Origin of the sequence: Pseudomonas sp. NFX1 (assembly GCF_051123555.1) — a bacterium.
In the GTDB taxonomy this organism is placed as follows: Bacteria; Pseudomonadota; Gammaproteobacteria; order Pseudomonadales; family Pseudomonadaceae; genus Aquipseudomonas; species Aquipseudomonas capeferrum.
The window spans coordinates 2,766,646-2,789,423 of sequence record NZ_CP169366.1 but is presented as its reverse complement, the minus strand read 5'-3'; the positions used below and the strand labels follow the sequence as shown (position 1 = coordinate 2,789,423).

20 protein-coding genes are annotated in these 22,778 nt (G+C 63.6%); 12 read left to right on the top strand and 8 right to left on the bottom strand.

Going from position 1 to position 22,778, the window contains the following annotated elements:
- Positions 1–33 precede the first annotated feature (33 nt).
- Positions 34–1,140, bottom strand: coding sequence for a 2-aminoethylphosphonate--pyruvate transaminase (locus tag DJ563_RS12530; protein ID WP_274098150.1), 1,107 nt, complete (start codon positions 1,138–1,140; stop codon positions 34–36).
- A 134-nt stretch (positions 1,141–1,274) separates the two neighbouring features.
- Between DJ563_RS12530 and DJ563_RS12525 the strand changes: the two genes are divergently transcribed.
- The 12 genes from DJ563_RS12525 (at position 1,275) to DJ563_RS12470 (ending at position 15,531) form a co-directional block, all read left to right on the top strand.
- Positions 1,275–2,138 carry a LysR substrate-binding domain-containing protein gene (locus DJ563_RS12525; RefSeq protein ID WP_033700317.1) on the top strand — a complete coding sequence of 288 codons (864 nt, stop codon included), beginning with the start codon at positions 1,275–1,277 and terminating at the stop codon, positions 2,136–2,138.
- Between the two features lie 57 nt (positions 2,139–2,195).
- Positions 2,196–3,218 (top strand): AraC family transcriptional regulator, encoded by a 1,023-nt coding sequence (locus DJ563_RS12520; RefSeq protein ID WP_156310681.1) that lies wholly within the window; start codon positions 2,196–2,198, stop codon positions 3,216–3,218.
- A gap of 101 nt (positions 3,219–3,319) precedes the next feature.
- Entirely contained in the window at positions 3,320–7,765 is a 4,446-nt protein-coding gene (locus DJ563_RS12515) for an NEL-type E3 ubiquitin ligase domain-containing protein (RefSeq protein WP_434519617.1), read from the top strand.
- 121 nt (positions 7,766–7,886) lie between these two features.
- Positions 7,887–9,533: an acyl-CoA synthetase gene (locus DJ563_RS12510; RefSeq protein WP_434519616.1), complete on the top strand. Its 1,647-nt coding sequence runs from the start codon at positions 7,887–7,889 to the stop codon at positions 9,531–9,533.
- Positions 9,534–9,543: 10 nt separating this feature from the next.
- Positions 9,544–10,311, top strand: a complete 768-nt coding sequence (locus tag DJ563_RS12505; RefSeq protein WP_274098153.1) for an SDR family NAD(P)-dependent oxidoreductase — start codon at positions 9,544–9,546, stop codon at positions 10,309–10,311.
- 12 nt (positions 10,312–10,323) lie between these two features.
- Complete coding sequence (locus tag DJ563_RS12500; protein ID WP_274098154.1) at positions 10,324–11,517, top strand: acetyl-CoA C-acyltransferase; 1,194 nt, start codon at positions 10,324–10,326, stop codon at positions 11,515–11,517.
- Between the two features lie 8 nt (positions 11,518–11,525).
- Positions 11,526–12,653 (top strand): acyl-CoA dehydrogenase, encoded by a 1,128-nt coding sequence (locus tag DJ563_RS12495; protein ID WP_033700307.1) that lies wholly within the window; start codon positions 11,526–11,528, stop codon positions 12,651–12,653.
- Between the two features lie 13 nt (positions 12,654–12,666).
- The gene (locus DJ563_RS12490) at positions 12,667–13,440 is read left to right on the top strand and encodes an enoyl-CoA hydratase (RefSeq protein WP_274098155.1); all 774 of its coding nucleotides are present in this window, start codon (positions 12,667–12,669) and stop codon (positions 13,438–13,440) included.
- Positions 13,441–13,707: 267 nt separating this feature from the next.
- The gene (locus tag DJ563_RS12485; RefSeq protein WP_264309455.1) at positions 13,708–14,112 is read left to right on the top strand and encodes a TraR/DksA family transcriptional regulator; all 405 of its coding nucleotides are present in this window, start codon (positions 13,708–13,710) and stop codon (positions 14,110–14,112) included.
- Between the two features lie 182 nt (positions 14,113–14,294).
- Complete coding sequence (locus DJ563_RS12480; protein ID WP_033700301.1) at positions 14,295–14,489, top strand: hypothetical protein; 195 nt, start codon at positions 14,295–14,297, stop codon at positions 14,487–14,489.
- A 362-nt stretch (positions 14,490–14,851) separates the two neighbouring features.
- Positions 14,852–15,322: a hypothetical protein gene (locus DJ563_RS12475; protein ID WP_033700299.1), complete on the top strand. Its 471-nt coding sequence runs from the start codon at positions 14,852–14,854 to the stop codon at positions 15,320–15,322.
- Positions 15,319–15,531 carry a hypothetical protein gene (locus tag DJ563_RS12470; RefSeq protein WP_274098156.1) on the top strand — a complete coding sequence of 71 codons (213 nt, stop codon included), beginning with the start codon at positions 15,319–15,321 and terminating at the stop codon, positions 15,529–15,531. Before DJ563_RS12475 ends, DJ563_RS12470 begins: the two co-directional genes overlap by 4 nt.
- A gap of 12 nt (positions 15,532–15,543) precedes the next feature.
- Here the strand turns inward: DJ563_RS12470 and DJ563_RS12465 are convergent, their stop codons facing one another.
- The 7 genes from DJ563_RS12465 to DJ563_RS12435 form a co-directional block, all read right to left on the bottom strand.
- Positions 15,544–15,909, bottom strand: a complete 366-nt coding sequence (locus DJ563_RS12465) for a Na+/H+ antiporter subunit G (RefSeq protein ID WP_274098157.1) — start codon at positions 15,907–15,909, stop codon at positions 15,544–15,546.
- Positions 15,906–16,184: a K+/H+ antiporter subunit F gene (locus DJ563_RS12460; RefSeq protein ID WP_003259015.1), complete on the bottom strand. Its 279-nt coding sequence runs from the start codon at positions 16,182–16,184 to the stop codon at positions 15,906–15,908. Before DJ563_RS12460 ends, DJ563_RS12465 begins: the two co-directional genes overlap by 4 nt.
- Positions 16,181–16,669: a Na+/H+ antiporter subunit E gene (locus DJ563_RS12455; RefSeq protein ID WP_033700293.1), complete on the bottom strand. Its 489-nt coding sequence runs from the start codon at positions 16,667–16,669 to the stop codon at positions 16,181–16,183. The genes DJ563_RS12460 and DJ563_RS12455 overlap by 4 nt, the downstream gene beginning before the upstream one ends.
- Complete coding sequence (locus DJ563_RS12450; protein ID WP_274098159.1) at positions 16,666–18,345, bottom strand: monovalent cation/H+ antiporter subunit D; 1,680 nt, start codon at positions 18,343–18,345, stop codon at positions 16,666–16,668. Before DJ563_RS12450 ends, DJ563_RS12455 begins: the two co-directional genes overlap by 4 nt.
- The gene (locus DJ563_RS12445) at positions 18,342–18,686 is read right to left on the bottom strand and encodes a Na+/H+ antiporter subunit C (protein WP_003250128.1); all 345 of its coding nucleotides are present in this window, start codon (positions 18,684–18,686) and stop codon (positions 18,342–18,344) included. Before DJ563_RS12445 ends, DJ563_RS12450 begins: the two co-directional genes overlap by 4 nt.
- Positions 18,686–21,601 (bottom strand): monovalent cation/H+ antiporter subunit A, encoded by a 2,916-nt coding sequence (locus DJ563_RS12440; protein ID WP_274098160.1) that lies wholly within the window; start codon positions 21,599–21,601, stop codon positions 18,686–18,688. The genes DJ563_RS12445 and DJ563_RS12440 overlap by 1 nt, the downstream gene beginning before the upstream one ends.
- Before the next feature lie 149 nt (positions 21,602–21,750).
- Positions 21,751–22,701 carry a DMT family transporter gene (locus DJ563_RS12435; RefSeq protein ID WP_434519615.1) on the bottom strand — a complete coding sequence of 317 codons (951 nt, stop codon included), beginning with the start codon at positions 22,699–22,701 and terminating at the stop codon, positions 21,751–21,753.
- Positions 22,702–22,778 lie beyond the last annotated feature (77 nt).

Here is a 22,778-nt window from a genome sequence, read left to right as displayed (position 1 = left end):
TGCGCTATTTCCTGAAGTCGGGTGGGCAAAGGGTCAGATGGTCAGTACTTCCATTTCCCGCAGTACGTCGGCCACGGCATTCACGGCGGCCTGCATGCCGTCTGGCCCGACCACGCCGATGCAGCCGACGCGGAAGGTTTCGACCTGGGTCAGCTTGCCGGGGTAGAGGATGAAGCCCTTGGCCTTGACCCGCTCGTAGAAGTCCTTGAACTGGTAGCGGGCGTCGTTCGGGGCATGGAAGGTGACGATGATCGGCGCCTGGATGTCGGCGGGCAGGAAACTGCGCAGGCCGATGGTGGCCATGCCGTCCAGCAGCGTCTTGCAGTTGTCGGCGTAGCGCTGGTGGCGGGCGGGCAGGCCGCCTTCCTCGTTGTACTGTTGCAGTGCTTCGTGCAGCGCCGCGACCACGTGGGTGGGTGGGGTGAAGCGCCACTGGCCGGTCTTGGCCATGTAGGTGTGCTGGTCGTACAGGTCCATGGCCAGGGAGTGGGCGTTGCCTTCGGCTGCGGCCAGTGCGGTTTTTTCGGCGAAGACGAAGCCCATGCCAGGTACGCCTTCCAGGCATTTGCCGGAGGCGGCGATCAATGCCTCGAAGGGGACTGCGCGGGCATCGATCGGCAGGGCGCCGAACGAGCTCATGGCATCGATGATCAGGCGCTTGCCGTGGCGTTTGATCACCTGGGCGATCTCTGGCAGCGGGTTGAGGATGCCGGTGCTGGTTTCGCAGTGGATCAGCGCCACGTGGGTGACACCCGGGTCGGCAGCCAGCAGGCGGTCGACGTCGGCGGCGGTGGTCGGCTGGTCTTCGGCGGTTTCGAAGGTGCTGTAGGTGCGCCCCAGCACCTTGCAGATCTTCGCCAGGCGTTGGCCGTAGGCCCCGTTGATCAACACCAGCACCTTGCCGTCACGCGGTACCAGGGTGCCGATGGCGGCTTCCACGGCGAAGGTGCCGCTGCCTTGCAGGGGCACGCAGTGGTGGCTGGCGCTGCCGTCGATGATCGCCAGCAATTGCTCGCAGACACTGGCCGTGAGTTGGTTGAAGTCGCGGTCCCAGGAGCCCCAGTCCACCAGCATGGCTTGGCGGGTACGGGCTGAAGTGGTCAGGGGGCCGGGGGTCAGCAGTATCGGGGCGTTGCTCATTCCGTGGTTCCTCACAAGCGGCGGGTGGTGAGCCGAAAAATCTGGCGCTGAAACTACGGAGCCAAGGTTGCAATTCACTGTGCTATCAATCAAATTGTTTGTTGTTATGCCAGCAATAAGTCGGGCCGATAGATATGAACCTGTTCCAGCTGCGTGCCTTCGATGCGGTGGCGCGTGAAGGTAGCTTCACCCGCGCTGCGGCGCGGTTGTTCATCAGCCAGCCGGCCGTCACCGGCCACGTCAAGGCGCTGGAAGAGCACTACCAGATCACCTTGTTGCGGCGTACCGCCCGGCGCGTGGAGCTGACCGAGGAGGGCACGCGGTTGGCAGCCATCACCCGCGCCATGTTCGGCTTGGCGGAAGAGGCCCAGGCCATGCTCGAGGCCAACCGGCAATTGCTGACCGGGCGCCTGGAAGTGGCCGCCGACGGCCCGCACCGGGTCATGCCGATGCTTGCCCTGCTGCGCGAGCGCTACCCGGGCATTACTGTCAACCTGCGCCTGGGCAATGCCCAGGAAACCCTGGCTGCGTTGCTCAGCGAGCATGCCGACGTGGCCGTGCTGACCGAGATCGAACCGCGCAAGGGCCTGCATTTGCAGAGCCTGTGTGAATCGCGCCTGTGCGCCTTGCTGCCGGCGGGGCATGCCTGGGCCAGTGGCGAAGGGGACTTGCCGCTGGCCGAACTGCACCAGCAGATCATGGTGCTGCGTGAGCCGAGCTCCACCACCCGGCGCACCTTTGACAAGGCCTGCGCCAAGGCGGGCGTGCAGCCGCGGGTACTGTTGGAGCTGGACAGCCGCGAGGCAGTGACCGAAGCGGTGGCCTCGGAGCTGGGCATTGGCGTTGTGTCGTCCACTGAAGTGGCCCATGACCCCAGGGTGGTGGCTCGGCCGCTGGCCGGCGACGGCCTGCTCAACCAGCACATGATTGGCTGCCTGGAGCGCCGCCGCGAACTGCGCCTGATCCAGGCCTTCTTGAGCCTGGCGGCGGGGCTGTGATGGCTGTTTTCAACTGGGCGCCCTAACATGGCCGGCACAGAACCGACAGGACTGTCGATGAGCGATAAAGACACTATCTCCATGCAACTGGTACGCGAAGCGCTGTTGCAGACCTGCCCGAAGGGTGAACCCGACAGCGGCTTGCTGGCGCGGGCTGGCATTGCCGTCGAGCACTTGCACCTGCCCGCTGCCCGGGTCAGTGCCGACGCCTATGCCCGCCTCTGGCGTTTGCTGGCGCGGCGATGCAATGACGAGTTCTTCGCCATGGACCCGCGTGGCCTGCGCAGCGGCAGCCTGGCGTTCATGTGCCGGGCGAGCATGGGCCAGCCGAGCTTGGGCACGGCGCTGGAAACCGCGTTGGCGTTCCTGTCGCTGATGCTCGAAGACCTGCAGCCAAGTTTGGTTCGCCAGGAAGGCCTGGCCGAGATCGTCATCAACGAGCCGCGTGACGAACCACGTCGCGCCTTCACGTATTTCACCTTCTGGATGATCGTGCATGGCGTGGCCTGCTGGCTGGCCGGGCGGCGCATCCCGATTTTGGCCATCGACCTGCGCTGTGCCGAACCCCCTTTCTGTGACGACTATCGGGTGATGTTTTCGGAGAACCTGCAGTTCGAGCGCCCGCGCACGCGCATGATCATCGCCGCCGAATGCCTCGAGCTGCCACTGCGGCGCAGCGAGGAGGAACTGCAGCGCTTTCTTGCCGAAGCGCCGGGCAACATCCTGGTCAAATACCGTGACCCTGCAAGCCTTGGGCGGCGTATCCGCACCGACCTGCTGCGCCTGGCCCCGGAGCATTGGCCCGACGGTGACAGCCTGGCGCGCCAGTTGTGCCTGTCGCCCTCGACCTTGCGCCGGCGCCTGGCCGAGGAGGGCCAGAACTACCAGGGCTTGAAAGACAGCGTGCGCCGTGAGCTGGCCATCGCCTGGTTAAGCCAGGAAGAGGCGGCCATGGGCGAGATCGCCGAGCGCCTTGGGTTTGCCGACAGCAGTTCGTTCTACAAGGCGTTTCGCAAGTGGTTTGGCTGTAACCCGGGGCACTACCGGGCATTGATTCAGGCACGCGATTCGGGGCACTGAGGGCGCTGCAGTGGCAAGGCCTCGCGGGCCGCTTCCCTCTGCGTCTTGATCTGACGCTTATGCAGCATGGTTGACTCCGCCCACTACCCAGGGAGCCCACCATGCCCAACCCCACCACTGGCCACGACACGTTCATTGGCGCCACGTTACCCGAGTGGCTCAAGCGAGCTTCAAAAGGCCAGATCAACACCCTGCGTACCAGCCTGAACGCGCACCATGCGAGCCAGGCCCGCTTGCGTGAGCTCACGGTTGAGCTACTGCCACTCCAGCAGTTTGCCGAGCAGCACCTGGCGGCACTGCTGGATGCACCGTTGCCAGACGGGCAGGCATTTGCCCAGCTCGAATGGCTGCGGATTGCGCCGCGCTTCGGCACTCTGCCCGGCACCTTGCAGCCCACCTACGAGTACAGCCAGACGCGTGAAAACGGGCTGCTGCAGCTGATGCGCAATTTTGCTGCTGGCACGGGTTACTACAAGGGTACGGGGTTAGTATTGCCTGGCCGCGAGCAACCTTTGAATGCGTCACTGGAGGCGTTGATCGAGGCCTGCCGCACACTGAACGTTGGCCAGCGCTATCAAGATGAGCTGGAAAGGATCTTTCACCCGGCCACCTTGGCGACGCTGGCCGAGGACAAGCGCTCAGGCCTCAAGCTTGCGACCGAAGTGGCCGCTTTGCAGGGCGCCATCAGTACCGATGTACAGATTGCCTTGCGTGAAGTGGCGGACCACGGCCAAGCGCATCGGCAGCAAGGGCTAAAAGGCACGCCCATGCTGCTGACGGCCCTTGAGCAACCGGTGGCTGATGGCTTGCTGATCCCGTTGCGTGACACTGCCGGGGATGACCGGGGTGTCGTGCTGTACCTCCCCAGTGACCCCCATCAGGCGCTGCGTTTCTTCGCCACTGCGCAGGCCATGAACAGCGCCCTGGCGCGGCTGCTGCAGAGCGCTGACTACTGGCAGTACTTCACTCAACTGATCAGCCTTGAGCACCGTGCAGATTTCGTCACTACTCTCGCCAAGCGCCTGAAGGACGACCAACCAGGCCTGCAGCTCGAAGGTGCAACACAGGGGGCGGGTATTTTCGCGCAACTGGCTACCCAGCAAGTGCAACGGGTCAAAGGGGATGCCCGGTTGTTGCTGGTACCGACGACCGATGCGGATAGCCTGGCGGTGCGCGCCAGGCACGCGGAGTGGAAGGCCGTGGGACTGGACCTGGTGAACCTGGCGGGGTTTTTCATTCCGGTCGTGGGGGCCTTGTTGTTGGGGCAGCTAGTAGTCCAGACCTGCTCGGAAGTGTTCGAAGGTGTAAGGGACTGGTCCAGGGGCCATCAGCACGAAGCACTGGAGCATCTGCTGGGCGTCGCCGAAACCCTGGCTGCCACCGCTGCCACCGTGGCGGGGGTCAGTTACCTGCGCAGCGCGTTTGTCGCAAGTCTTGAGCCTGTAACGCTGGGCAATGGGCGTGCTCGCCTGTGGCACTTCGACGCCGCGAACTATCGATCCATGCCAGGCACCATCGACTTGCTCGAAGAAGGGCGCTACGGCGAGGGAGGGCGTCGCTGGGTCCGTCTCGACGGACGCTACCACGAGGTGCATCAGCCAATACCCGATGGCCCCTATCGGCTGCGCCACGCCGCGGGTGAGGGGGGTTATGGGCCGATTGTGCTGCACAACGGTGAGCGAGGCTGGCGACTGATGCGCGCGCAACCGCTGACATGGCAGGAGCCTGCACGCATGCTCGATGTGCTGTGGCCGCAACATCCGCCTATCGAACCTCGACAGGCCGAGCGGATATTGCAGGTGGCGGGTGTCAATGAGGACGAGTTGCGCGGTGTGCTGGTGGAGAACCGGCCTGCGCCGGTGAACCTTGGGCAAACCCTGCGTGCTTTCCAGGCGCATGCACGCATTGACACGTTCTTCGCACGTGTTCGCCTGCAGACCTTGATGCCATCGGACAGTGAGTTGCTGGCCTGGAGCCAGGGCCAGCCAGGGGTTGGCAAGGGGCTGGAGCAGACGCTGGCGCATGAGGCGCAATTGCGCCCGCAGTTGTTTAGCCACCTGACAGCGCAGCCGTTTGCCGAAGACCCTTTGAGCCTGTTGGTCAAACGGGACTTCCCTGGCTTGCCTGCGGCCTACGTCAACGAAGTGGCTGGCCAGGCGGGCGGAGTTGAGCGCGCAATGGCGCGGGCTGAGCAACGCCTGCCGTTGTCGTGCGCGAGTAACGCGAACGCACTGCTGCGTCTGGCACGCTTGAACCAGGGGCTGGCTGGGCTTTACCTGAGCACGGCTTACAACGATGTGACAGGCGAGTTGGTGCTCACGTTGCTGGACAGCTTTGAACCCGAAAATCTCGACATCGACTTGCGCGATGGCGCGGTGGATGGGCGCTCGGTCAAACACCTGGGTAGCGGCGGGCACAGTGAGGCGGAACGCATACTGGTCCACCATGAAGGCACGTTTGAGGTCTACAACGGCCTGGGTGAGCAGCAGGTGGTTACGCTTGAAGAGCCTGGCTGCATTTTCGAGGCAATCGTTGCTGCGCTTACCCCAGCGCAGCGGGCAGCTATGCAGCTGACAGCCAAGGGTTCGGCAAACCAGCTGCGCGAGCAACTGCTGAGCCGGTTACCCGCTTCGCATTCGGGGGTTGTACGTATGCTCCGTTGGCCAGAGCAAGGCGCCTGGTTCAATCCAGGTCGTCGTCTGGACGATGGGCGCGTCGGGTACCCACTCAGCGGCCGCCCTTCGGCTGGCCCCAGGGATGAACAGGCGATCATCCGCGACCACTTGCGCTCACTCTATCCTGGCCTGGATGAGCAAGCGCTGGATGCCGAGCAGGCGCGTTTGCAGCAAGGCCCGCGTCCAGCGTTCGAGGCCCTGGTGGCGTTGCAGGACGATCATGATCAACTGGTGCAGCACCTCAACCACTGGGTCGGTGCCGAGTTGCAGGCCGGTCGGCAAGCCGCGCGCAGGTTGACGGCAGACAGCATTCTGCGCGCATGGCGGCTGCAAGGCGAAAGCGTGCCGGCAGGCGATGGGCAAGCGCATGGGCAGCGTTTGTCGCTGAGCGGCGGGCACCTGAACACGCTGCCGCCGTTACCGGCACAAATTGATTTTCATCGCATCACGGTGCTGAGCCTGAACGATTCGCAGGTCACTGATATCCCGGTTGATTTCCTTCGCCCGTTCACTGCCCTGACGCACCTGAACCTCAGTCAGAACCAGTTGTTGCGCCTGCCAAGGGGTATTGCATATCTACCGGACATTCGCGTGCTGCGCCTGGCGCATAACCAGATTCGGCTCGATGCGCAGGCAATCGAGATTTTGCACGACCTGCCCAATCTTGCTCACCTTGACCTCAGCTATAACCGGCTGGAGGTGCTTGACTTGAGGCTCCATCAATTTTCCTGGTTGAGCAGCCTGAACCTTCGTCATTGCCGCTTGGGCGTCTGGCCGCAACGCCTGGAGCTGTGCGGTTTGCTCGAGCATGCTGACCTGCGCGACAACCAACTGCGCAGGGTGCCGAACGAGATCCAGGAAATGCCCTATGCATTTCGGCGTGCCCTTTTGGTCGAGCGCAACCCACTGCCGGCCGTGCAGCTACGTAGGCTGTACGCACTCGATGTCATCGATGAGCACGGGCACCTGCCTGAGGCTTCAGCGCTCATTGACCTGCCCAGGGCCCGTACGCTCATGGTCGGACATGCCGACGAGGCGGCCCAGGTGACCAGGGACGCGCTATGGCAGCGGTTACTGGAGCAACCTGGCAGCAGTGGGCTATTCAGGTTGCTGGCGCGCTTGGAGTTCACGGCTGACTACAGTCAGGCAGGCGGAGGGCGTGCTGCGCTGGTGGAAGGCGTGTGGTCATTGCTCGAAGCGCTGGATGGGGACCCGGTGCTTTGTCGGGACGTCTTTGAACGTGCCGATCAGCCACTCTCCTGTTCGGACGCAGTTGCCAACCGTTTCAGTGCACTTCAACTGGTGGTGAGGCAGGCGCAGGCCGAAATCCGCGCGCTGAACCCTGAAAGCAGGGGCGAGTTGCTGGAGCTGGGCCGCCAGTTGTTTCGACTGGACCAGCTGGAATGGGTGGCCTACCGGGACAGCCGACAGCGTCAGGCCACGGGGGAGCATTTCGACCAGTTGGCACTGGGGCTGGCCTACAGGGTGCAGCTTCGCAGCCGCTTGACGCTGCCCAACCAGCCGTCTGCCATGCGCTACCCCGACGCTGCCGAGCTGACCCAGGCCCAGGTAGAGGCTGCATTCCTGCACGTTACCCGCGCACAGACCCTCGAAGCCCTTGCCGATAGCCTGAGCCAGCGTGAGTTCTGGCGCCGTTACCTGCGTCAGCAACATGGCAGGATGTTCGATGCCATCAGTGCGGACTACACCCAGCGCATCATTCGGCTACAGGCTCAGCAGCCTGCATTGTCGCCAACAGCGCTCGAGGAGCAGTTAAGCCGCCTGCGGGAACAGCAGAGCGTGGATACCGAGCGCCTGATCAGCGAGCTCACCCAGTCCTACCTGCGTGCAGCCAAGCGCGCAGCGGGGTGAACGAGGGCGGCCAAACCGGTCATCCAGATTGACAGCTTTGGCCATTGCCGCCGCGATTGAGCGGCGCGAACATCGTCGGACTGATGGTTAAACTCCAAAAACAAGAACCAGGAGTCCGACGATGCGTGATTACGCCGAGGCCGTTCGAGCGTTCGACCTTGCCCAGGCCGCCAGCACGGCGCTGCATGGCAACCTCGCTGCCCTCAATGCCTGTGTCGAATGCTGTGATCGGCATGCCGTTGACGGCAAGCTGGCGCTGATCCACGAGGACCGCGAGGGCAACAGCACGCGCTACAGTTTCGATCAGCTGAAGGCGCAAGCTGCCCGTTTTGCCAATGTGCTCAAGGCGCAGGGCGTGGGTGCCGGCGACCGGGTTGCCGGCCTGATGCCGCGTACCCCCGAGCTGCTGGTCACCATTCTCGCCACCTGGCGCCTGGGGGCGGTGTACCAGCCACTGTTCACCGCGTTCGGGCCCAAGGCCATCGAACACCGTCTTGAGCAGTCCCACGCCCGGGTCGTCGTCACCGACAGCCACAATCGCGCCAAGCTGGACGATGTGCAGGCTTGCCCGACGATCATCACGGTCAAGGCCCGCAGTGGCGAGCTGGATTTCCAGCAATGCCTGGCGACGGCCTCAGCCGCTTGTGAGCCAGTCATGCGCTCGGGCGATGACCCGTTTCTGCTGATGTTCACCTCCGGCACCACCGGCCCTGCCAAACCCTTGGAGGTGCCGCTGCGCGCGATCGTGGCCTTCCAGGGCTACATGCGCGATGCCATCGGCCTGCGCCCCGAGGACAACTTCTGGAACCTGGCCGACCCAGGCTGGGCGTATGGCCTGTATTACGCGGTGACCGGCCCGCTGTCGCTGGGCCACGCCACCACCTTCTACGATGGCCCGTTCAGCGTCGAGAGCTGCGCGCGGGTCATCGACAAGTTGGGCATCACCAACCTGGCGGGGTCACCCACGGCCTATCGGCTGCTGATTGCCGCGGGTAGCGCGTTTTCCGCGCCGATCAAGGGGCGCCTGCGGGTCGTCAGCAGCGCGGGCGAACCGCTCAACCCGGAGGTGATTCGCTGGTTCGCCGATGAGCTGGGTGTGACCATCCACGATCATTACGGCCAGACCGAACTGGGCATGGTGCTGTGCAACCATCATGACCTCAAACACCCGGTACACCTGGGGTCAGCCGGGTTCGCCATTCCCGGTCACCGCATCGTCGTGCTGGATGAACAGGGCGCAGAGTTGCCAATCGGCCAGCCAGGCATCCTGGCGGTTGACCGCGAGCAATCGCCGCTGTGCTGGTTCGGCGGTTACCACGGTGTGCCTACCCGATCTTTCGTGGGCAAGTACTACCTCAGCGGCGACACCGTCGAGCTCAACGCTGACGGCAGCATCAGTTTTGTCGGCCGCAGCGACGACGTGATCACCACCTCCGGCTACCGGGTTGGCCCGTTCGATGTGGAAAGCGCGCTGATCGAACACCCGGCAGTCATCGAAGCGGCGGTGATCGGCAAGCCCGACCCCGAGCGCACCGAACTGATCAAGGCCTTCGTGGTATTGGCCAACGGTGTGCCAGGAACCGCCGAGCTGGAAGAGACCTTGCGCCAACACGTGCGTCAGCGCCTGTATGCCCACGCTTACCCGCGTGAAATCGAATTCGTCAGCGAGCTGCCCAAGACCCCGAGCGGCAAGCTGCAACGCTTCATCCTGCGCAACCAGGAAATCGCCAAACAACACGCGCTACTGGCCGCCAGCGCCAGCGCCTGAGGGACCCATCATGCAGATCATCAACAAACATTTCATCGTCAGCGGCGCGGCTTCCGGGCTCGGTGCCGCCACCGCACAGATGCTGATCGAGGCGGGAGCCAAGGTCATGCTGGTCGACCTTAATGCCCAGGCCGTCGAAGCCAAGGCACGTGAACTGGGCGACAACGCCCGTTTCGCGGTCGCTGACATCAGCGACGAGCAGGCCGCCAAGGCTGCGGTCGACGCCGCCGTCAGCGCGTTTGGCAGCATTCATGGTCTGGTCAACTGCGCCGGTATCGTCGGTGCCGAAAAGGTCCTGGGCAAGCAAGGGCCGCATGGGCTGGCGAGCTTCGCCAAGGTCATCAACGTCAACCTGATTGGCACCTTCAACCTGCTGCGCCTGACGGCGGCGGCAATGGCCGAGGGCCACGCTGACGAAGGCGCTGAACGGGGCGTGATCATCAACACCGCGTCCATCGCCGCCTATGACGGGCAGATCGGCCAGGCCGCCTACGCCGCGTCCAAGGGCGCCATCGCCAGCCTCACGCTGCCAGCGGCCCGTGAGCTGGCGCGTTTCGGTATCCGCGTAATGACCATCGCCCCGGGCATTTTCGAGACGCCCATGATGGCCGGCATGACCCAGGAAGTGCGCGACTCGCTTGCCGCTGGCGTACCGTTCCCGCCACGCCTGGGCCGCCCGCAGGAATACGCCGCACTGGCCCGCCATATCATCGAGAACAGCATGCTCAACGGCGAGGTGATCCGCCTCGACGGCGCACTGCGCATGGCTGCCAAGTAAGGAGAAATGAACATGACCCTCGCCAACGACCCGATTGTCATCGTCAGCGCCGTGCGCACGCCCATGGGCGGCCTGCAGGGCGACCTCAAGAGCCTGACCGCGCCGCAACTGGGCGCCGCCGCAATCCGCGCCGCCGTCGAGCGCGCCGGCATCCAGGCCACCAGCGTCGAGCAGGTGCTGTTCGGTTGTGTGCTGCCGGCAGGCCTGGGGCAGGCGCCTGCACGTCAGGCGGCGCTGGGCGCCGGCCTGGATAAACACACCACCTGCACCACCCTGAACAAGATGTGTGGTTCGGGCATGCAGGCGGCGATCATGGCCCATGACCTGCTGCTGGCTGGCAGCGCCGATGTGGTGGTGGCCGGTGGCATGGAGAGCATGACCAACGCGCCCTACCTGCTGGACAAGGCCCGCAGTGGGTACCGCATGGGGCATGGCAAGATCATTGACCACATGTTCATGGACGGCCTGGAAGACGCTTACGACAAAGGGCGCCTGATGGGCACCTTCGCCGAGGATTGTGCGCAGGCTGGCGGCTTCAGCCGCGAAGCCCAGGATGCCTTTGCCATCAGCTCGCTGACCCGCGCCCAGGACGCCATCAACAATGGCCGTTTCAGCGCCGAAATCGTCCCGGTAGAGGTCACCGTAGGCAAGGAAAAGCGCGTGATCAAGGATGACGAACAACCACCCAAGGCGCGTCTGGACAAGATCCCGCAGCTCAAGCCGGCCTTCCGTGAAGGCGGTACGGTGACAGCGGCCAACGCCAGCTCGATTTCCGACGGCGCCGCAGCACTGGTGCTGATGCGCCGTAGCGAAGCTGAAAAGCGCGGTTTGAAACCCCTGGCCGTCATTCATGGCCATGCCGCTTTTGCCGATGCCCCGGCGCTGTTCCCTACCGCGCCGATCGGCGCCATCGACAAGCTGATGAAACGCACCGGCTGGAACCTGGCCGAGGTGGACCTGTTCGAGATCAACGAAGCCTTTGCCGTCGTCACCCTCGCAGCCATGAAGCACCTCGACCTGCCGCATGACAAGGTCAATATCCATGGCGGTGCCTGCGCGCTGGGCCACCCGATCGGTGCCTCGGGCGCGCGGATTTTGGTGACCTTGCTTTCGGCCTTGCGCCAGAACAACCTGCGCCGGGGCGTAGCCGCCATCTGCATCGGCGGTGGCGAGGCCACGGCCATGGCCGTCGAATGCCTGTATTGAGGTGAACCATGCTGGTAACTGACGAGCAACAACAAATCGCTGACGCTGTCCGTGACTTTGCCCAGGAACGCCTGCGGCCGTTCGCCGAACAGTGGGACAAGGCGCACCGCTTCCCCCGTGAAGCCATCGACGAGATGGCCGCGCTGGGCCTGTTCGGCATGCTGGTGCCGGAGCAGTACGGGGGCAGCGACACTGGCTATGTGGCCTACGCCATGGCCCTTGAAGAAATTGCCGCAGGCGACGGTGCCTGCTCGACCATCATGAGCGTGCACAACTCGGTGGGTTGCGTACCGATCCTGAAGTTTGGCACCGAGCAGCAAAAGCAGCAGTTTCTGACGCCGCTGGCCAGCGGTGCGATGATCGGCGCCTTCGCCCTGACCGAGCCCCAGGCGGGCTCCGATGCCAGCAGCCTGAAGACCCGCGCGCGTCTGGAGGGCGATCACTATGTGCTCAACGGCAGCAAACAGTTCATCACCTCAGGGCAGAACGCCGGTGTGGTCATCGTGTTTGCGGTGACCGACCCGCAAGCGGGCAAGCGCGGGATCACCGCCTTCATCGTGCCCACCGATGCGCCGGGCTACCAGGTGGCGAGGGTCGAGGACAAGCTGGGGCAGCATGCCTCGGACACCTGTCAGATCGTTTTCGACAATGTGCGCGTGCCCGTTGCCAATCGCTTGGGCGAAGAAGGGCAGGGCTACAAGATCGCCCTGGCCAACCTTGAAGGTGGGCGTATCGGCATTGCGTCCCAGTCGGTCGGCATGGCACGTGCCGCGTTCGAGGTGGCGCGCGACTATGCCAAGGAGCGCCAGAGCTTTGGCAAGCCGTTGATCGAGCACCAGGCCGTGGCGTTCCGCCTGGCTGACATGGCCACGCGCATTGCCGTGGCCCGGCAGATGGTGTTGCATGCCGCCGCGCTGCGTGACGCCGGGCGCCCGGCGCTGGTGGAGGCGTCGATGGCCAAACTGTTCGCCTCGGAAATGGCCGAAAAGGTCTGTTCGGATGCCTTGCAGACCCTGGGCGGATATGGCTATCTGAGTGACTTCCCGCTGGAGCGGATCTACCGCGACGTTCGGGTTTGCCAGATCTACGAAGGCACCAGCGACATTCAGCGCATGGTCATTGCGCGCAATCTTTGAAGGAGCAGTCTGCATGGCATTCGAAACCATCCTGTTGGACATCCACGGCAAGGTCGGCCTGATTACCCTCAACCGGCCCCAGGCGCTCAATGCGCTCAACGCGCAGATCGTGGGCGAGATCAACCAGGCCCTGGACCAGCTGGAAAAGGACCCGAACATCGGCTGCGTGGTGCTGACAGGCTCGGCCAAGGCGTTTGCCGCCGGTGCCGACATCAAGGAAATGGCCGACCTCAAGTACCCGCAGATCTACGTCGATGACCTGTTCAGCGATGCTGATCGCGTCGCCAACCGGCGCAAACCGATCATTGCTGCGGTGTCGGGTTTTGCCTTGGGTGGCGGCTGTGAACTGGCGATGATGTGCGACTTCATTCTGGCCGCTGACAATGCCAGATTCGGCCAGCCTGAGGTCAACCTGGGTGTATTGCCAGGCATGGGCGGCACCCAGCGGCTCACCCGCGCAGTCGGCAAGGCCAAGGCCATGGAACTGTGCCTGACCGGCCGCCTGATGGGCGCCGAAGAGGCAGAGCGCGCCGGCCTTGTAGCGCGCATCGTGCCCCAGGCCGAGCTGCTTGAGGAAGCGCTGAAGGTGGCTGCGACCATTGCCAGCAAGTCGATCCCGGTGAGCATGATGGTCAAGGAAAGTGTCAATCGGGCCTTTGAAGTTACCCTCAGTGAGGGCGTGCGGTTCGAGCGTCGAGTGTTCCATGCGGCCTTCGCCACTGAAGACCAGAAGGAAGGCATGAGTGCCTTCATTGGCAAGCGTGAGGCGCAGTTCAAGGATCGCTGAGTGCGTTGTGCTTGCCTTGAGAGGTGGCGCGCTTCTTCTCGAATGCACCCGCCCTCTCAAGGCATGCCCGCCCAGGGCGCCGACCAGCGGATTCTGGTCAATGGGCGTAAATTCCCCCCCAATTGCAGTTGCTCCACGCGACGTGGCGCCTTAGACTGCCGCCCCCTGTAAAAGAGTGCCGGTTGGCGCTTGAAGAATTCCGCTGCCGATGCACTGGCGTCGGCGGCACCCGAATCGCCCAAATGCACATTTTTCATAGAGAAATCGATGACCAAGGAACAGTTGCTGGCCATGTCGGCCGATGACTACATGAACGCTGATCAGCTCGCCTTCTTCTCCGGCCTGCTGCAGTCGATGAAAGTCGAAACCCATGAGCGCATCGAGTTGAGCCGTGCCACCATCGAGGGCCTGGACACTCCGTCGGACCCTGCTGACGTGGCTTCGGTAGAAGAAGAGCGTAGCTGGTTGGTCAATGCCATCGACCGCGACCAGCGTTTGCTGCCGCAGCTGGAAATGGCGCTGGACCGTATCACCGACGAAAGCTTCGGCTGGTGCGATGACAGTGGTGAGCCGATTGGCCTGAAGCGTCTGCTGATCAGCCCGACCACCAAGTACTGCATCGAAGCCCAGGAGCGCCACGAGCAGCTCGACCGCCACCAGCGGCAGATCTGACCGAGCGCGGTGCGTGAGCCCCACGGAGAAATCCCTGGGGCTTTTTGCGTTGTTGCGGCAAACGCTGCTGAATTTGTTGCTTGTGGCGTAACACTGCTGTACCGAGATGCGCTGTTTCCAGCCTGCAGGCAGGCGTATCATGGCTTTATCGTTAGGGTGCTAATTAAATTCCGGAGGGGATGATGAATAGCCGAGTCGATGTAGCCGTGATGATTGGCTCTGGGGTGCCTGCCACCTTGCAGGCGCTGGGCAAGCGCATTTGTTGGGTGGTGCTGGTTAATGGCGAGCGCCGCGGTACTGCGTTCGCCACGCGTGACGAGGCGGTGGAGTGCCAGGCGGCCTGGTTGCAGCAACTCAGGAAGGGCCTTGCCGCTTGAAGGCGGTCGCAAGAAATGTTGTTTGCCTCTCGACGGATTTCAGTGTTTTCGTGCATATTCCTTCCCCAGTAATGCGCTGATGGATTTCAGAGCCCGTTTTGTCGGGTGCTCTGCAACTCCCTATCGCATCTTTTCTGGCGGCTTTATTGTCAGGCATTACACTTCCCGCGTTGGGAATTTGCCGAAAGCCTGTACTGAGGCCAGATCTGGCAAGTCAGAGTAAAGAATCCTGCATGCTGCATCGCCAGCAGGCACAGACATCAGCGCATCGCTTTATTACTCTTTTCGCCTATCGCTATGTAATGGCCGTGCCTCACCGAGCGTGTGTGGGGGCGGGATGTAACCGGTTGAGGATCACTTCATTGGCAGTCAGCACTCTTGATACCCACGCCTTGTTCGCCCTGGGCGATTTGCGCGGTAAATTGGCCCAGCTGTTCCAAGGCCGCTTTATCTATGTCACCGAACAAAGTCCTGAAGGCCTGTATATGGCCGAGATCGACACCGAGAGCGCATTGGTGGTCGATGACAAGCAGCGCCTGGAGCTGAAAGTAGGCGATCACTTCCGTGCCGCCGTTCTGCCCAGCCGCGAGGGCGGCAAGTTGGAAATGCGCTTTCGTGATATCAAGCTCAACGTCTACGGCGTGGGCGACTATGCCTTTGTTTCGGTGCCTGAAGGCGAGGGCATCGTGCTGCGCGAGGGCCATGGCGTGATGTTGGTCTTTGCTGCGCAACAGCAAGTGCAGGAAGGCCTGGGCAAGCTGCTCAAGGCCGTGACCGGCAAAGTCGCGAAATGGCGCAAGGGTGAGCTGACCACCTTCAAGGCCAGTGAATGACTGACCGCAACGGCTCGCCTGTTTCGCGTGCCGAGTTCCATCAGCAGCACCAGGCGGATGCGCTGGCGCAAGCCGAGCGCCTGTTGGCTCGGCGTGAAGACTTGCAAGGGGCTTGGCTGAACTGGGTGGCCGGTGAGCTGTATCGGCTCGGCCCGCCACCGTATGCGGCCATGGTCCGGCGCGAGCTGCAGCGCCTCAGCCAGGGCTGAGGCTGCACGCTGTCAGTGGCCGCGGTCGCCGCCGCTGCTGACTTCCTCGGGCACCGCTTCTTTCGACATGCGCTTGCGAAACAGCGCAGCCCTGGCCAGCAAGAGCGTGGTGACCGGTACGGTGATCGACAGCAGTATCGGGATCAACCAGGCGTGCAAGATGGGCGCTTCCTTGAGCCACGAGAAGTAGATGATCGAGGCCAGGGCCACGCACCATGCGCCGATGGTCGAGGCCAGCGCGGGCGGGTGCATGCGTTGGAAATAATCCTTCAGGCGCAGCAGACCCACGGCACCGATCAGGGCAAACAGGCTGCCGATCACCAGCAGCGCGGCAGTGACCAACTCCAGCCAGAAGGGCAGTGCTAGCGTTTCGGTCATTCGATCACCTCACCACGAAGCAGGAACTTGGCCAGGGCGAACGAGCCGACAAAGCCGAACAACGCAATCAGCAGCGCACCTTCGAAGTAGGTGTCACTGGCATAGCGAATCCCCAGTACCAGCATGGTCAGCATGGCCAGGATGTACAGGTAGTCCAGCGCCAGGACCCGGTCCTGGGCGGACGGGCCGCGGAACAGCCGGATCAGCGCCAGGGCCATGGCCAGGGCGAAGATGAACAGGCTGGCGAGTACAGCGTTGGCGAGCAGGCCTGTCATTGGAAAATCTCCATCAGCGGGCGTTCATAGGTGGCCTTGAAGTGCTCGATGAAGGCGGCTTCATCCTCCAGGTCGAACACATGCAGCAGCAGGACGCTGCGGTCCAGTGCCAGCTCGGACCAGACCGTACCCGGTACCACCGTGGTGATCATCGAAAGCGCGGCCAGCCCATGGGCATCACGCAGCGCCAGCGGGATGTGCACGAATGCCGAGCGTGGCGGCTGTTTACCGGCGCGCAGCACGCCACGGGCCACCAGCAGGTTGGACACAATCACATCAAGGCCTACCCGGCCAATCAGCTTGGCAATCACCAGTGGGCGCCGCACATGGGCATGCTGGGGGCGTAGGGGTGCCATCAACAGCGGTGCAAGGATGCCGAGCAGGGCAGCGAGCAGCAGGTTGCCGGCGCTGACCGACAGGTTCAGCAGCAACCACAGGCCAAACAGCGACACCGACAGCAGCGGGGCGGGGAACAGACGGTTCATGGCTGTACCTCCACGTCGAGGGAGGTCGGGCCAGGGATCGGTTGGGCAGCCATCACCGCCTTTATGTAGGTGTCCGGCGCCTGCAGGCTGGCAGCCGTGTCCTGGGTGTAGCGCAGCAAGGGCTCGGCCTTGAAGCTGAGGATGATGCACAGGCCAAGCAGGATGACGATCGGCAGGCACTCATAGCGACGCAGCACAGGCGAGGGGCGTTCCTCGGGCTTCCAGAAGCGCTGGATACCCACGCGGCCAAAGGCGATCAGCGATGCCATGCCGGACAATACAAGCAATGCCACCAGGCCCCAGCCAGCTGTAGTCAGCGGTTGCTCCGGTGCTATGCCCAGCCCCAGCGGGTTGAACAGCGCACTGATCAGGTTGAGTTTGCCGACGAAGCCCGAAAGCGGCGGCATGCCGATGATCAGCAACGCACAGGCGATGAAGCTCAGGCCGAGGAAGGCCATGGTCCATGGGATGATCTGGCCGATCACGACCTTTTGTTCATCATCGAGGTTGATGCCCTTGGGCGGGTGCAGCGACTCCAGGGGCGAAGGCATAGCGTCTTCTTCTTCATCCAGCGGCACTTCGTTGGCCGAGCGCGAGCGCTCGACCAGCTCGGCGAGCAGGAACAGCGCGCACAGCGCCAGGGTCGAGTTGACCAGGTAGAACAATGCCGCGCCGGTGAGCACCGGTTGGGCAAAACCGACGGCCGCGAGCAGCGTGCCGGCGGAGACCAGGATGCTCAGGGCAGCCATGCGTTCCAGGCGTTGTGCGGCCAATATCGATACGGCGGCCACCGCCAGGGTGACCAGGCCGCCGTAAACCAGCCACTCGCCACCGAAGTGCGCCGAGGCGCCGGCTTGCCCGGAGAACAGCAGCGTCCACAAGCGCAGCACGGCATACAGGCCGACCTTGGTCATGATGGCAAAAAGCGCGGCAACCGGTGCGCTGGCCGAGGCGTAGGCAGGCACCAGCCAGAAGTTGAGCGGCCATATGCCGGCCTTGGCCAGAAACGCCATGGCCAGTATCGCGGCGCCTGCGTGCAGCAAGCCGCGATCGGCCTCCGGCACCAGCGGGATCTTCAGCGCAAGGTCGGCCATGTTCAAGGTGCCTGTCACGCCATAGAGCATCGCCGCGCCCACCAGAAACAACGACGAAGCGAACAGGTTGATGGCGATATAGTGCAGGCCGGCCCTGACCCTTGCGCGGCCCGAACCGTGCAGCAGCAAGCCATAGGAGGCTGCCAGCAGCACCTCGAAGAACACGAACAAGTTGAACAGGTCGGCCGTCAGGAATGCACCGTACAACCCCATCAGCTGGATCTGGAACAGTGCGTGGAAGCTGGCACCGGCGCTGTCCCAGCGGGCGCGGGCAAACAGCAGGGCGCTGAAGCCGATGATGCCGGTCAGGGTCAGCAGCAATGCCGAAAGATGGTCGACTACCAACACGATGCCGAACGGTGCCGGCCAGTTGCCCGGCAGGTACACACCGATCGATTCGGCCTGGCCTTGGGTGCGCACCCACAGCAGCAGGCTGACCGCGATGGCCAGGCCGGCGAAGGTGGACAGCAGGTTCAGTTGCGCCTTGATACGCCGGTGTTTCTCGCCCAGCAACAGCATCACCGCAGCGGTGATGAGGGGCAGCAGGATGGGGGCGACGATCAGTTGACTCATGCCACTCATTCGTCACGCTCCCGGCCATCCACATGGTCGGTGCCGGTCAACCCGCGTGAGGCCAGCAGCACCACCAGGAACAGTGCGGTCATGGCGAAGCTGATGACGATGGCGGTCAGCACCAGGGCCTGGGGCAGGGGGTCGGTGTAGTGCAGCAGGTCCTGGGTCACGCCGTCCTTGATGATGGGCTCCTTGCCGATGAACAGGCTGCCCATGCTGAAGATGAACAGGTTGACGCCGTATGACAGCAGGCACAGGCCCATGATCACCTGGTAGGTCCGTGGGCGCAGGATCAACCAGACCCCCGAGGCGGCCAGTACGCCGATGGCGACTGCAATGACTTCTTCCATCAGGCGGCTCCTGCTTGGCTGGATTTCGACGGGTTGCCCGGGCGGTAGGCGCGCACCGACTGGTGCGCCAGGGCAGTGAGGATCAGCAGGGTCGAGCCGACCACCACGGTGTACACGCCGATATCGAAGAACAGCGCGCTGGCCACGTGCACATCCCCCAGCACGGGCAGGTGCAGGTGTGCCGTGTGCGTGGTCAGGAACGGATAACCCAGCAGCATGGCGCCGACCCCGGTCAGGGTCGCGCACAGCAGGCCGGTGCCCATCCAGCGCAGCGGCCGCAGGCTCATTTGCGCCTCGACCCATTGGGTGCCGGCGACCATGTACTGCAGGATGAACGCCACCGACATCACCAGGCCGGCGACGAATCCGCCGCCAGGCTGGTTGTGGCCGCGCATGAACAGGTACATCGATACCAGCAGGGCGATCGGCAGCAGCAGCCGCACCAGCACCGCAGGCACCATCATGAAGCCCAGCGCGGTGTCTGTGGCGTGACGCGGGTTGATCAGGTCTGTGACCACGTCGGGCGCCAGCTGGCGCTGCTGGGTGGGCAACTGCATGCTCTCCTTGGGCGGGCGGAAGCGTCGCAGCAGGGCGAACACGGTCAGGGCCACGGCGACCAGCACGGTGATTTCACCGAGGGTGTCGAAACCACGGAAGTCGACCAGCATCACATTGACCACATTGGTACCACCCCCTTGCGGCAGGGCGCGGCTCAGGTAGAACGAGGAAATGTCGTTGGGCGTCGGCCGGGTGAGCATGGCGTACGACAGCACCGCCATGCCGCCACCCACCAGCACCGCCAGCAGCAGGTCGCGCAGGCGGCGCATGCGGGCGCGTTCCAGGCTGCCCGGCAGCGGTGATACGCCTTCGATACGGCGCGGCAGCCAGCGCAGGCCGAGCAGGATCAGTACAGTGGTGACCACTTCCACGACCAGCTGGGTCAGGGCCAGGTCGGGCGCTGAGAACCAGACGAAGGTGATGCAGGTCATCAGGCCGCAGACGCTGACCATGATCAAGGCGGCCAGACGGTGGTATTTGGCCTGGTAGGCGGCGCCGATGGCGCAGGCAATGGCGATCAGCCAGAGTGCGACGAACACGCCCGAACCAGGGATTTTCGGGCGCTCACCCCAGGTCAGCCCGCTGTACAGCATGGGCGTGAGGCCGGCCAGGAAGGCCGCCAGTACCAGCATGAACAGCTGCGATTGCAGGCGACGCGTGGTCAGCAAGCCTTCGATTCGGCGGGCCAGCAACATCAAGCGCACCAGGCCGTGCTCGAACAAGCGCTTGCCGTTGAACCGCTCGATCAGTGGTGGGTAGGGGAAGCGGCCCATGCGCAGTTGCTTGCGCAGCAGCAGGTAGAGCACGATGCCGCCGCTCATGGCCACCAGGCTCATGATCAGTGGCGCATTCCAACCGTGCCAGATGGCCAGGCTGTATTCCGGTAGCGTACCGCCCACCACCGGCAGGGCCGCCGCAGCCAGCAACGGGCCGACCGACTGGGCAGGGAAGATGCCGACCACCAGGCAGGTGAGCACCAGCAGTTCGACCGGCGCGCGCATCCAGCGGGGGGGTTCGTGAGGTGTGTGGGGCAGGTCCTGGGCGGTTGGCCCGAAGAAGACATCGACGGTAAAGCGTAGTGCGTAGGCCACGCTGAAGGTACCGGCCAGCGTGGCGATCACCGGGAGGGCGGCTTCGACCCAGGCCGTGGAGCTGATGAACACTGTTTCTGCGAAGAACATCTCCTTGGACAGGAAGCCGTTCATCAGCGGCACGCCGGCCATCGAGGCGCTGGCCACCATGGCCAGGGTGGCAGTGTAGGGCACCAGGCGGATCAGGCCGCTGAGGCGCCGGATATCGCGCGTACCGCTCTCGTGGTCGATGATGCCGGCGGCCATGAACAGCGAGGCCTTGAAGGTGGCATGGTTGAGGATGTGGAAGACGGCGGCGACCGCCGCCAGCGGGCTGTTCAGGCCCAGCAGCAGGGTGATCAGGCCCAGGTGGCTGATGGTGGAGTACGCCAGCAGGCCCTTGAGGTCGTTCTGAAACATCGCGGCAAAGGCGCCGAGCAGCAGCGTGATGGCGCCAGCACCGCCGACGATCCAGAACCACTCCTCGCTGCCTGACAGCACAGGCCAAAGCCGCGCCAGCAGAAACACCCCGGCCTTTACCATGGTTGCCGAGTGCAGGTAGGCAGACACAGGGGTCGGCGCCGCCATCGCGTGGGGCAACCAGAAGTGAAACGGGAACTGCGCACTCTTGCTCAGGGCGCCGATCAGAATCAGTGGCAGCAGCACCGGGTACAGTGCGTGCTGGCGGATAAGGTCACCCGCGGCCAGCACCTTGTCCAGGTCGTAGCTGCCGACCACGTGGCCCAGCAACAAGGCACCGACCAGCAGGCACAGGCCGCCGGCACCGGTCACCATCAGCGCCATATAGGCGCCGCGGCGGGCGTCGGCGCGGTGGTGCCAGTAACCGATCAGCAGGAAGGAGAAAACGCTGGTCAGCTCCCAGAAGAACACCAGCTGGATCAGGTTGCCAGAGATCACCAGGCCCAGCATGGCGCCCATGAACGCGAGGAAGAAGGCGAAGAAACGCGGCACCGGGTCTTGCGGTGACATGTAGTAGCGGGCATACAGCGACACCAGTGTGCCGATGCCCAATACCAGCAGCGAGAACAGCCAGGCGAAGCCGTCCATGCGCAGCACAAGGTTCAACCCCAGGCTGGGCAGCCAGAGGAATTCCTCGCGAATCACGCCACCGTGGGCGACCTGAGGGTACAGCAGTGCTACCTGGACCGTACCGACCAAGGCGACGAGCCCCGCCAATATGGACTCGGCGTTACGTGCGTTGTGCGGCAGCACGGCTGCCAGGCAACTGCCCACGAACGGCAGAAGCAATAGCACTATCAAGGACATAGCGTTCTATTCTGGAGAGGTTTGCAAGGATCATACGTGCCGATCAGTTGATCACCAACACGCAAGCTGTCGCAGAATCGTACAAATACGCTGTGACAAGGTGTTTTTTTATAACAGTTTTTTACAAAGCATAGCTGGAGTTGGCCGCTTTACAGGCCGGCTTGCTGCTCGCGTTCGGCCTGTGCTTCGCGTGCCTCGGCGTCTTCGCGGGGGCGGCGCACCTTCAGTTCGCTGACCACCACTGCGATCACGATCAGCAGCCCGCCGATCAATGCAACGCCAGGCAGGCGCTCGCCGGCGAGGCGCCCGACGATCCCGGCCCACACCGGCTCGCCAGCATAGATCAGGGTGGCGCGGGTGGGCGAAACCGACTTCTGTGCCCAGTTCATCGCCACCTGGATCACGGCGCTCATGGCGCCAAGCCCCAGGGCACTGGCCAGCAGCAGCCAGGAGAAGTCGGGGATGCGTTCCTGGGTCGGCACGATCATCAGGAACGACAGCAACGAGGCGGTCGCCAGCTGCACCACGGTTACACGGCGCACATCAACCTGGCCGGCATAACGGCTGATCAGGATGATTTCGCCAGCAATGGCGATGGCGCTGACCAGGGTTACCATCTCGCCTTCGCTGAAGTGCAAGGTGCCACCCTCTGGTCCGGCCAGCAGCATCAAGCCGCAGAATGCCAGGCAGATGCCAATGCTTGGCATCAGGCCGGGCCGGCGGCCGAGCACCAGCCATTGCAGCAGCGGCACGAAGGGCACATATAGCGCGGTAATGAAGGCTGACTGGCTGCTGCTGATGGTTTGCAGGCCCATGGTCTGCAAACCGTAGCCCAGCATGATCGACACGCCGATCAGCACGCCGGCCTTGAGCTCGGTAAGCGTCAGCCCCGGCAGTGCACGCGCCGAGACCACCCCCACGAACAACGCCGCCGCAGCGAAACGCAGGCCGACGAAGAACATCGGGCCGCTTACCGTCATCACGTTATGCACCAGCAAGAAGGTGCCGCCCCACAGCATGGTGATGAAGACCAGCACCAGTTCAGCCTTGCTCAGGCGAAAAGAGACGGCAGTGTTCGGTTTGCGGGTGGGGTGGGTCATGGTCTTGCACACTCGGAGGGGCCGGCGCACAATCTGCGCAAAGTGGGCAGTATACTGCGCAGCCACGATCAGCGAGC

Excerpts from the sequence above, each read along its gene's own strand:
- DJ563_RS12530 (WP_274098150.1), bottom strand. The coding sequence starts at position 1,140 with ATGAGCAACGCCCCGATACTGCTGACCCCCGGCCCCCTGACCACTTCA.
- DJ563_RS12525 (WP_033700317.1), top strand. The coding sequence starts at position 1,275 with ATGAACCTGTTCCAGCTGCGTGCCTTCGATGCGGTGGCGCGTGAAGGT.
- DJ563_RS12520 (WP_156310681.1), top strand. The coding sequence starts at position 2,196 with ATGAGCGATAAAGACACTATCTCCATGCAACTGGTACGCGAAGCGCTG.
- DJ563_RS12515 (WP_434519617.1), top strand. The coding sequence starts at position 3,320 with ATGCCCAACCCCACCACTGGCCACGACACGTTCATTGGCGCCACGTTA.
- DJ563_RS12510 (WP_434519616.1), top strand. The coding sequence starts at position 7,887 with ATGCGTGATTACGCCGAGGCCGTTCGAGCGTTCGACCTTGCCCAGGCC.
- DJ563_RS12505 (WP_274098153.1), top strand. The coding sequence starts at position 9,544 with ATGCAGATCATCAACAAACATTTCATCGTCAGCGGCGCGGCTTCCGGG.
- DJ563_RS12500 (WP_274098154.1), top strand. The coding sequence starts at position 10,324 with ATGACCCTCGCCAACGACCCGATTGTCATCGTCAGCGCCGTGCGCACG.
- DJ563_RS12495 (WP_033700307.1), top strand. The coding sequence starts at position 11,526 with ATGCTGGTAACTGACGAGCAACAACAAATCGCTGACGCTGTCCGTGAC.
- DJ563_RS12490 (WP_274098155.1), top strand. The coding sequence starts at position 12,667 with ATGGCATTCGAAACCATCCTGTTGGACATCCACGGCAAGGTCGGCCTG.
- DJ563_RS12485 (WP_264309455.1), top strand. The coding sequence starts at position 13,708 with ATGACCAAGGAACAGTTGCTGGCCATGTCGGCCGATGACTACATGAAC.
- DJ563_RS12480 (WP_033700301.1), top strand. The coding sequence starts at position 14,295 with ATGAATAGCCGAGTCGATGTAGCCGTGATGATTGGCTCTGGGGTGCCT.
- DJ563_RS12470 (WP_274098156.1), top strand. The coding sequence starts at position 15,319 with ATGACTGACCGCAACGGCTCGCCTGTTTCGCGTGCCGAGTTCCATCAG.
- DJ563_RS12465 (WP_274098157.1), bottom strand. The coding sequence starts at position 15,909 with ATGACCGAAACGCTAGCACTGCCCTTCTGGCTGGAGTTGGTCACTGCC.
- DJ563_RS12460 (WP_003259015.1), bottom strand. The coding sequence starts at position 16,184 with ATGACAGGCCTGCTCGCCAACGCTGTACTCGCCAGCCTGTTCATCTTC.
- DJ563_RS12455 (WP_033700293.1), bottom strand. The coding sequence starts at position 16,669 with ATGAACCGTCTGTTCCCCGCCCCGCTGCTGTCGGTGTCGCTGTTTGGC.
- DJ563_RS12450 (WP_274098159.1), bottom strand. The coding sequence starts at position 18,345 with ATGAGTGGCATGAGTCAACTGATCGTCGCCCCCATCCTGCTGCCCCTC.
- DJ563_RS12445 (WP_003250128.1), bottom strand. The coding sequence starts at position 18,686 with ATGGAAGAAGTCATTGCAGTCGCCATCGGCGTACTGGCCGCCTCGGGG.
- DJ563_RS12440 (WP_274098160.1), bottom strand. The coding sequence starts at position 21,601 with ATGTCCTTGATAGTGCTATTGCTTCTGCCGTTCGTGGGCAGTTGCCTG.
- DJ563_RS12435 (WP_434519615.1), bottom strand. The coding sequence starts at position 22,701 with ATGACCCACCCCACCCGCAAACCGAACACTGCCGTCTCTTTTCGCCTG.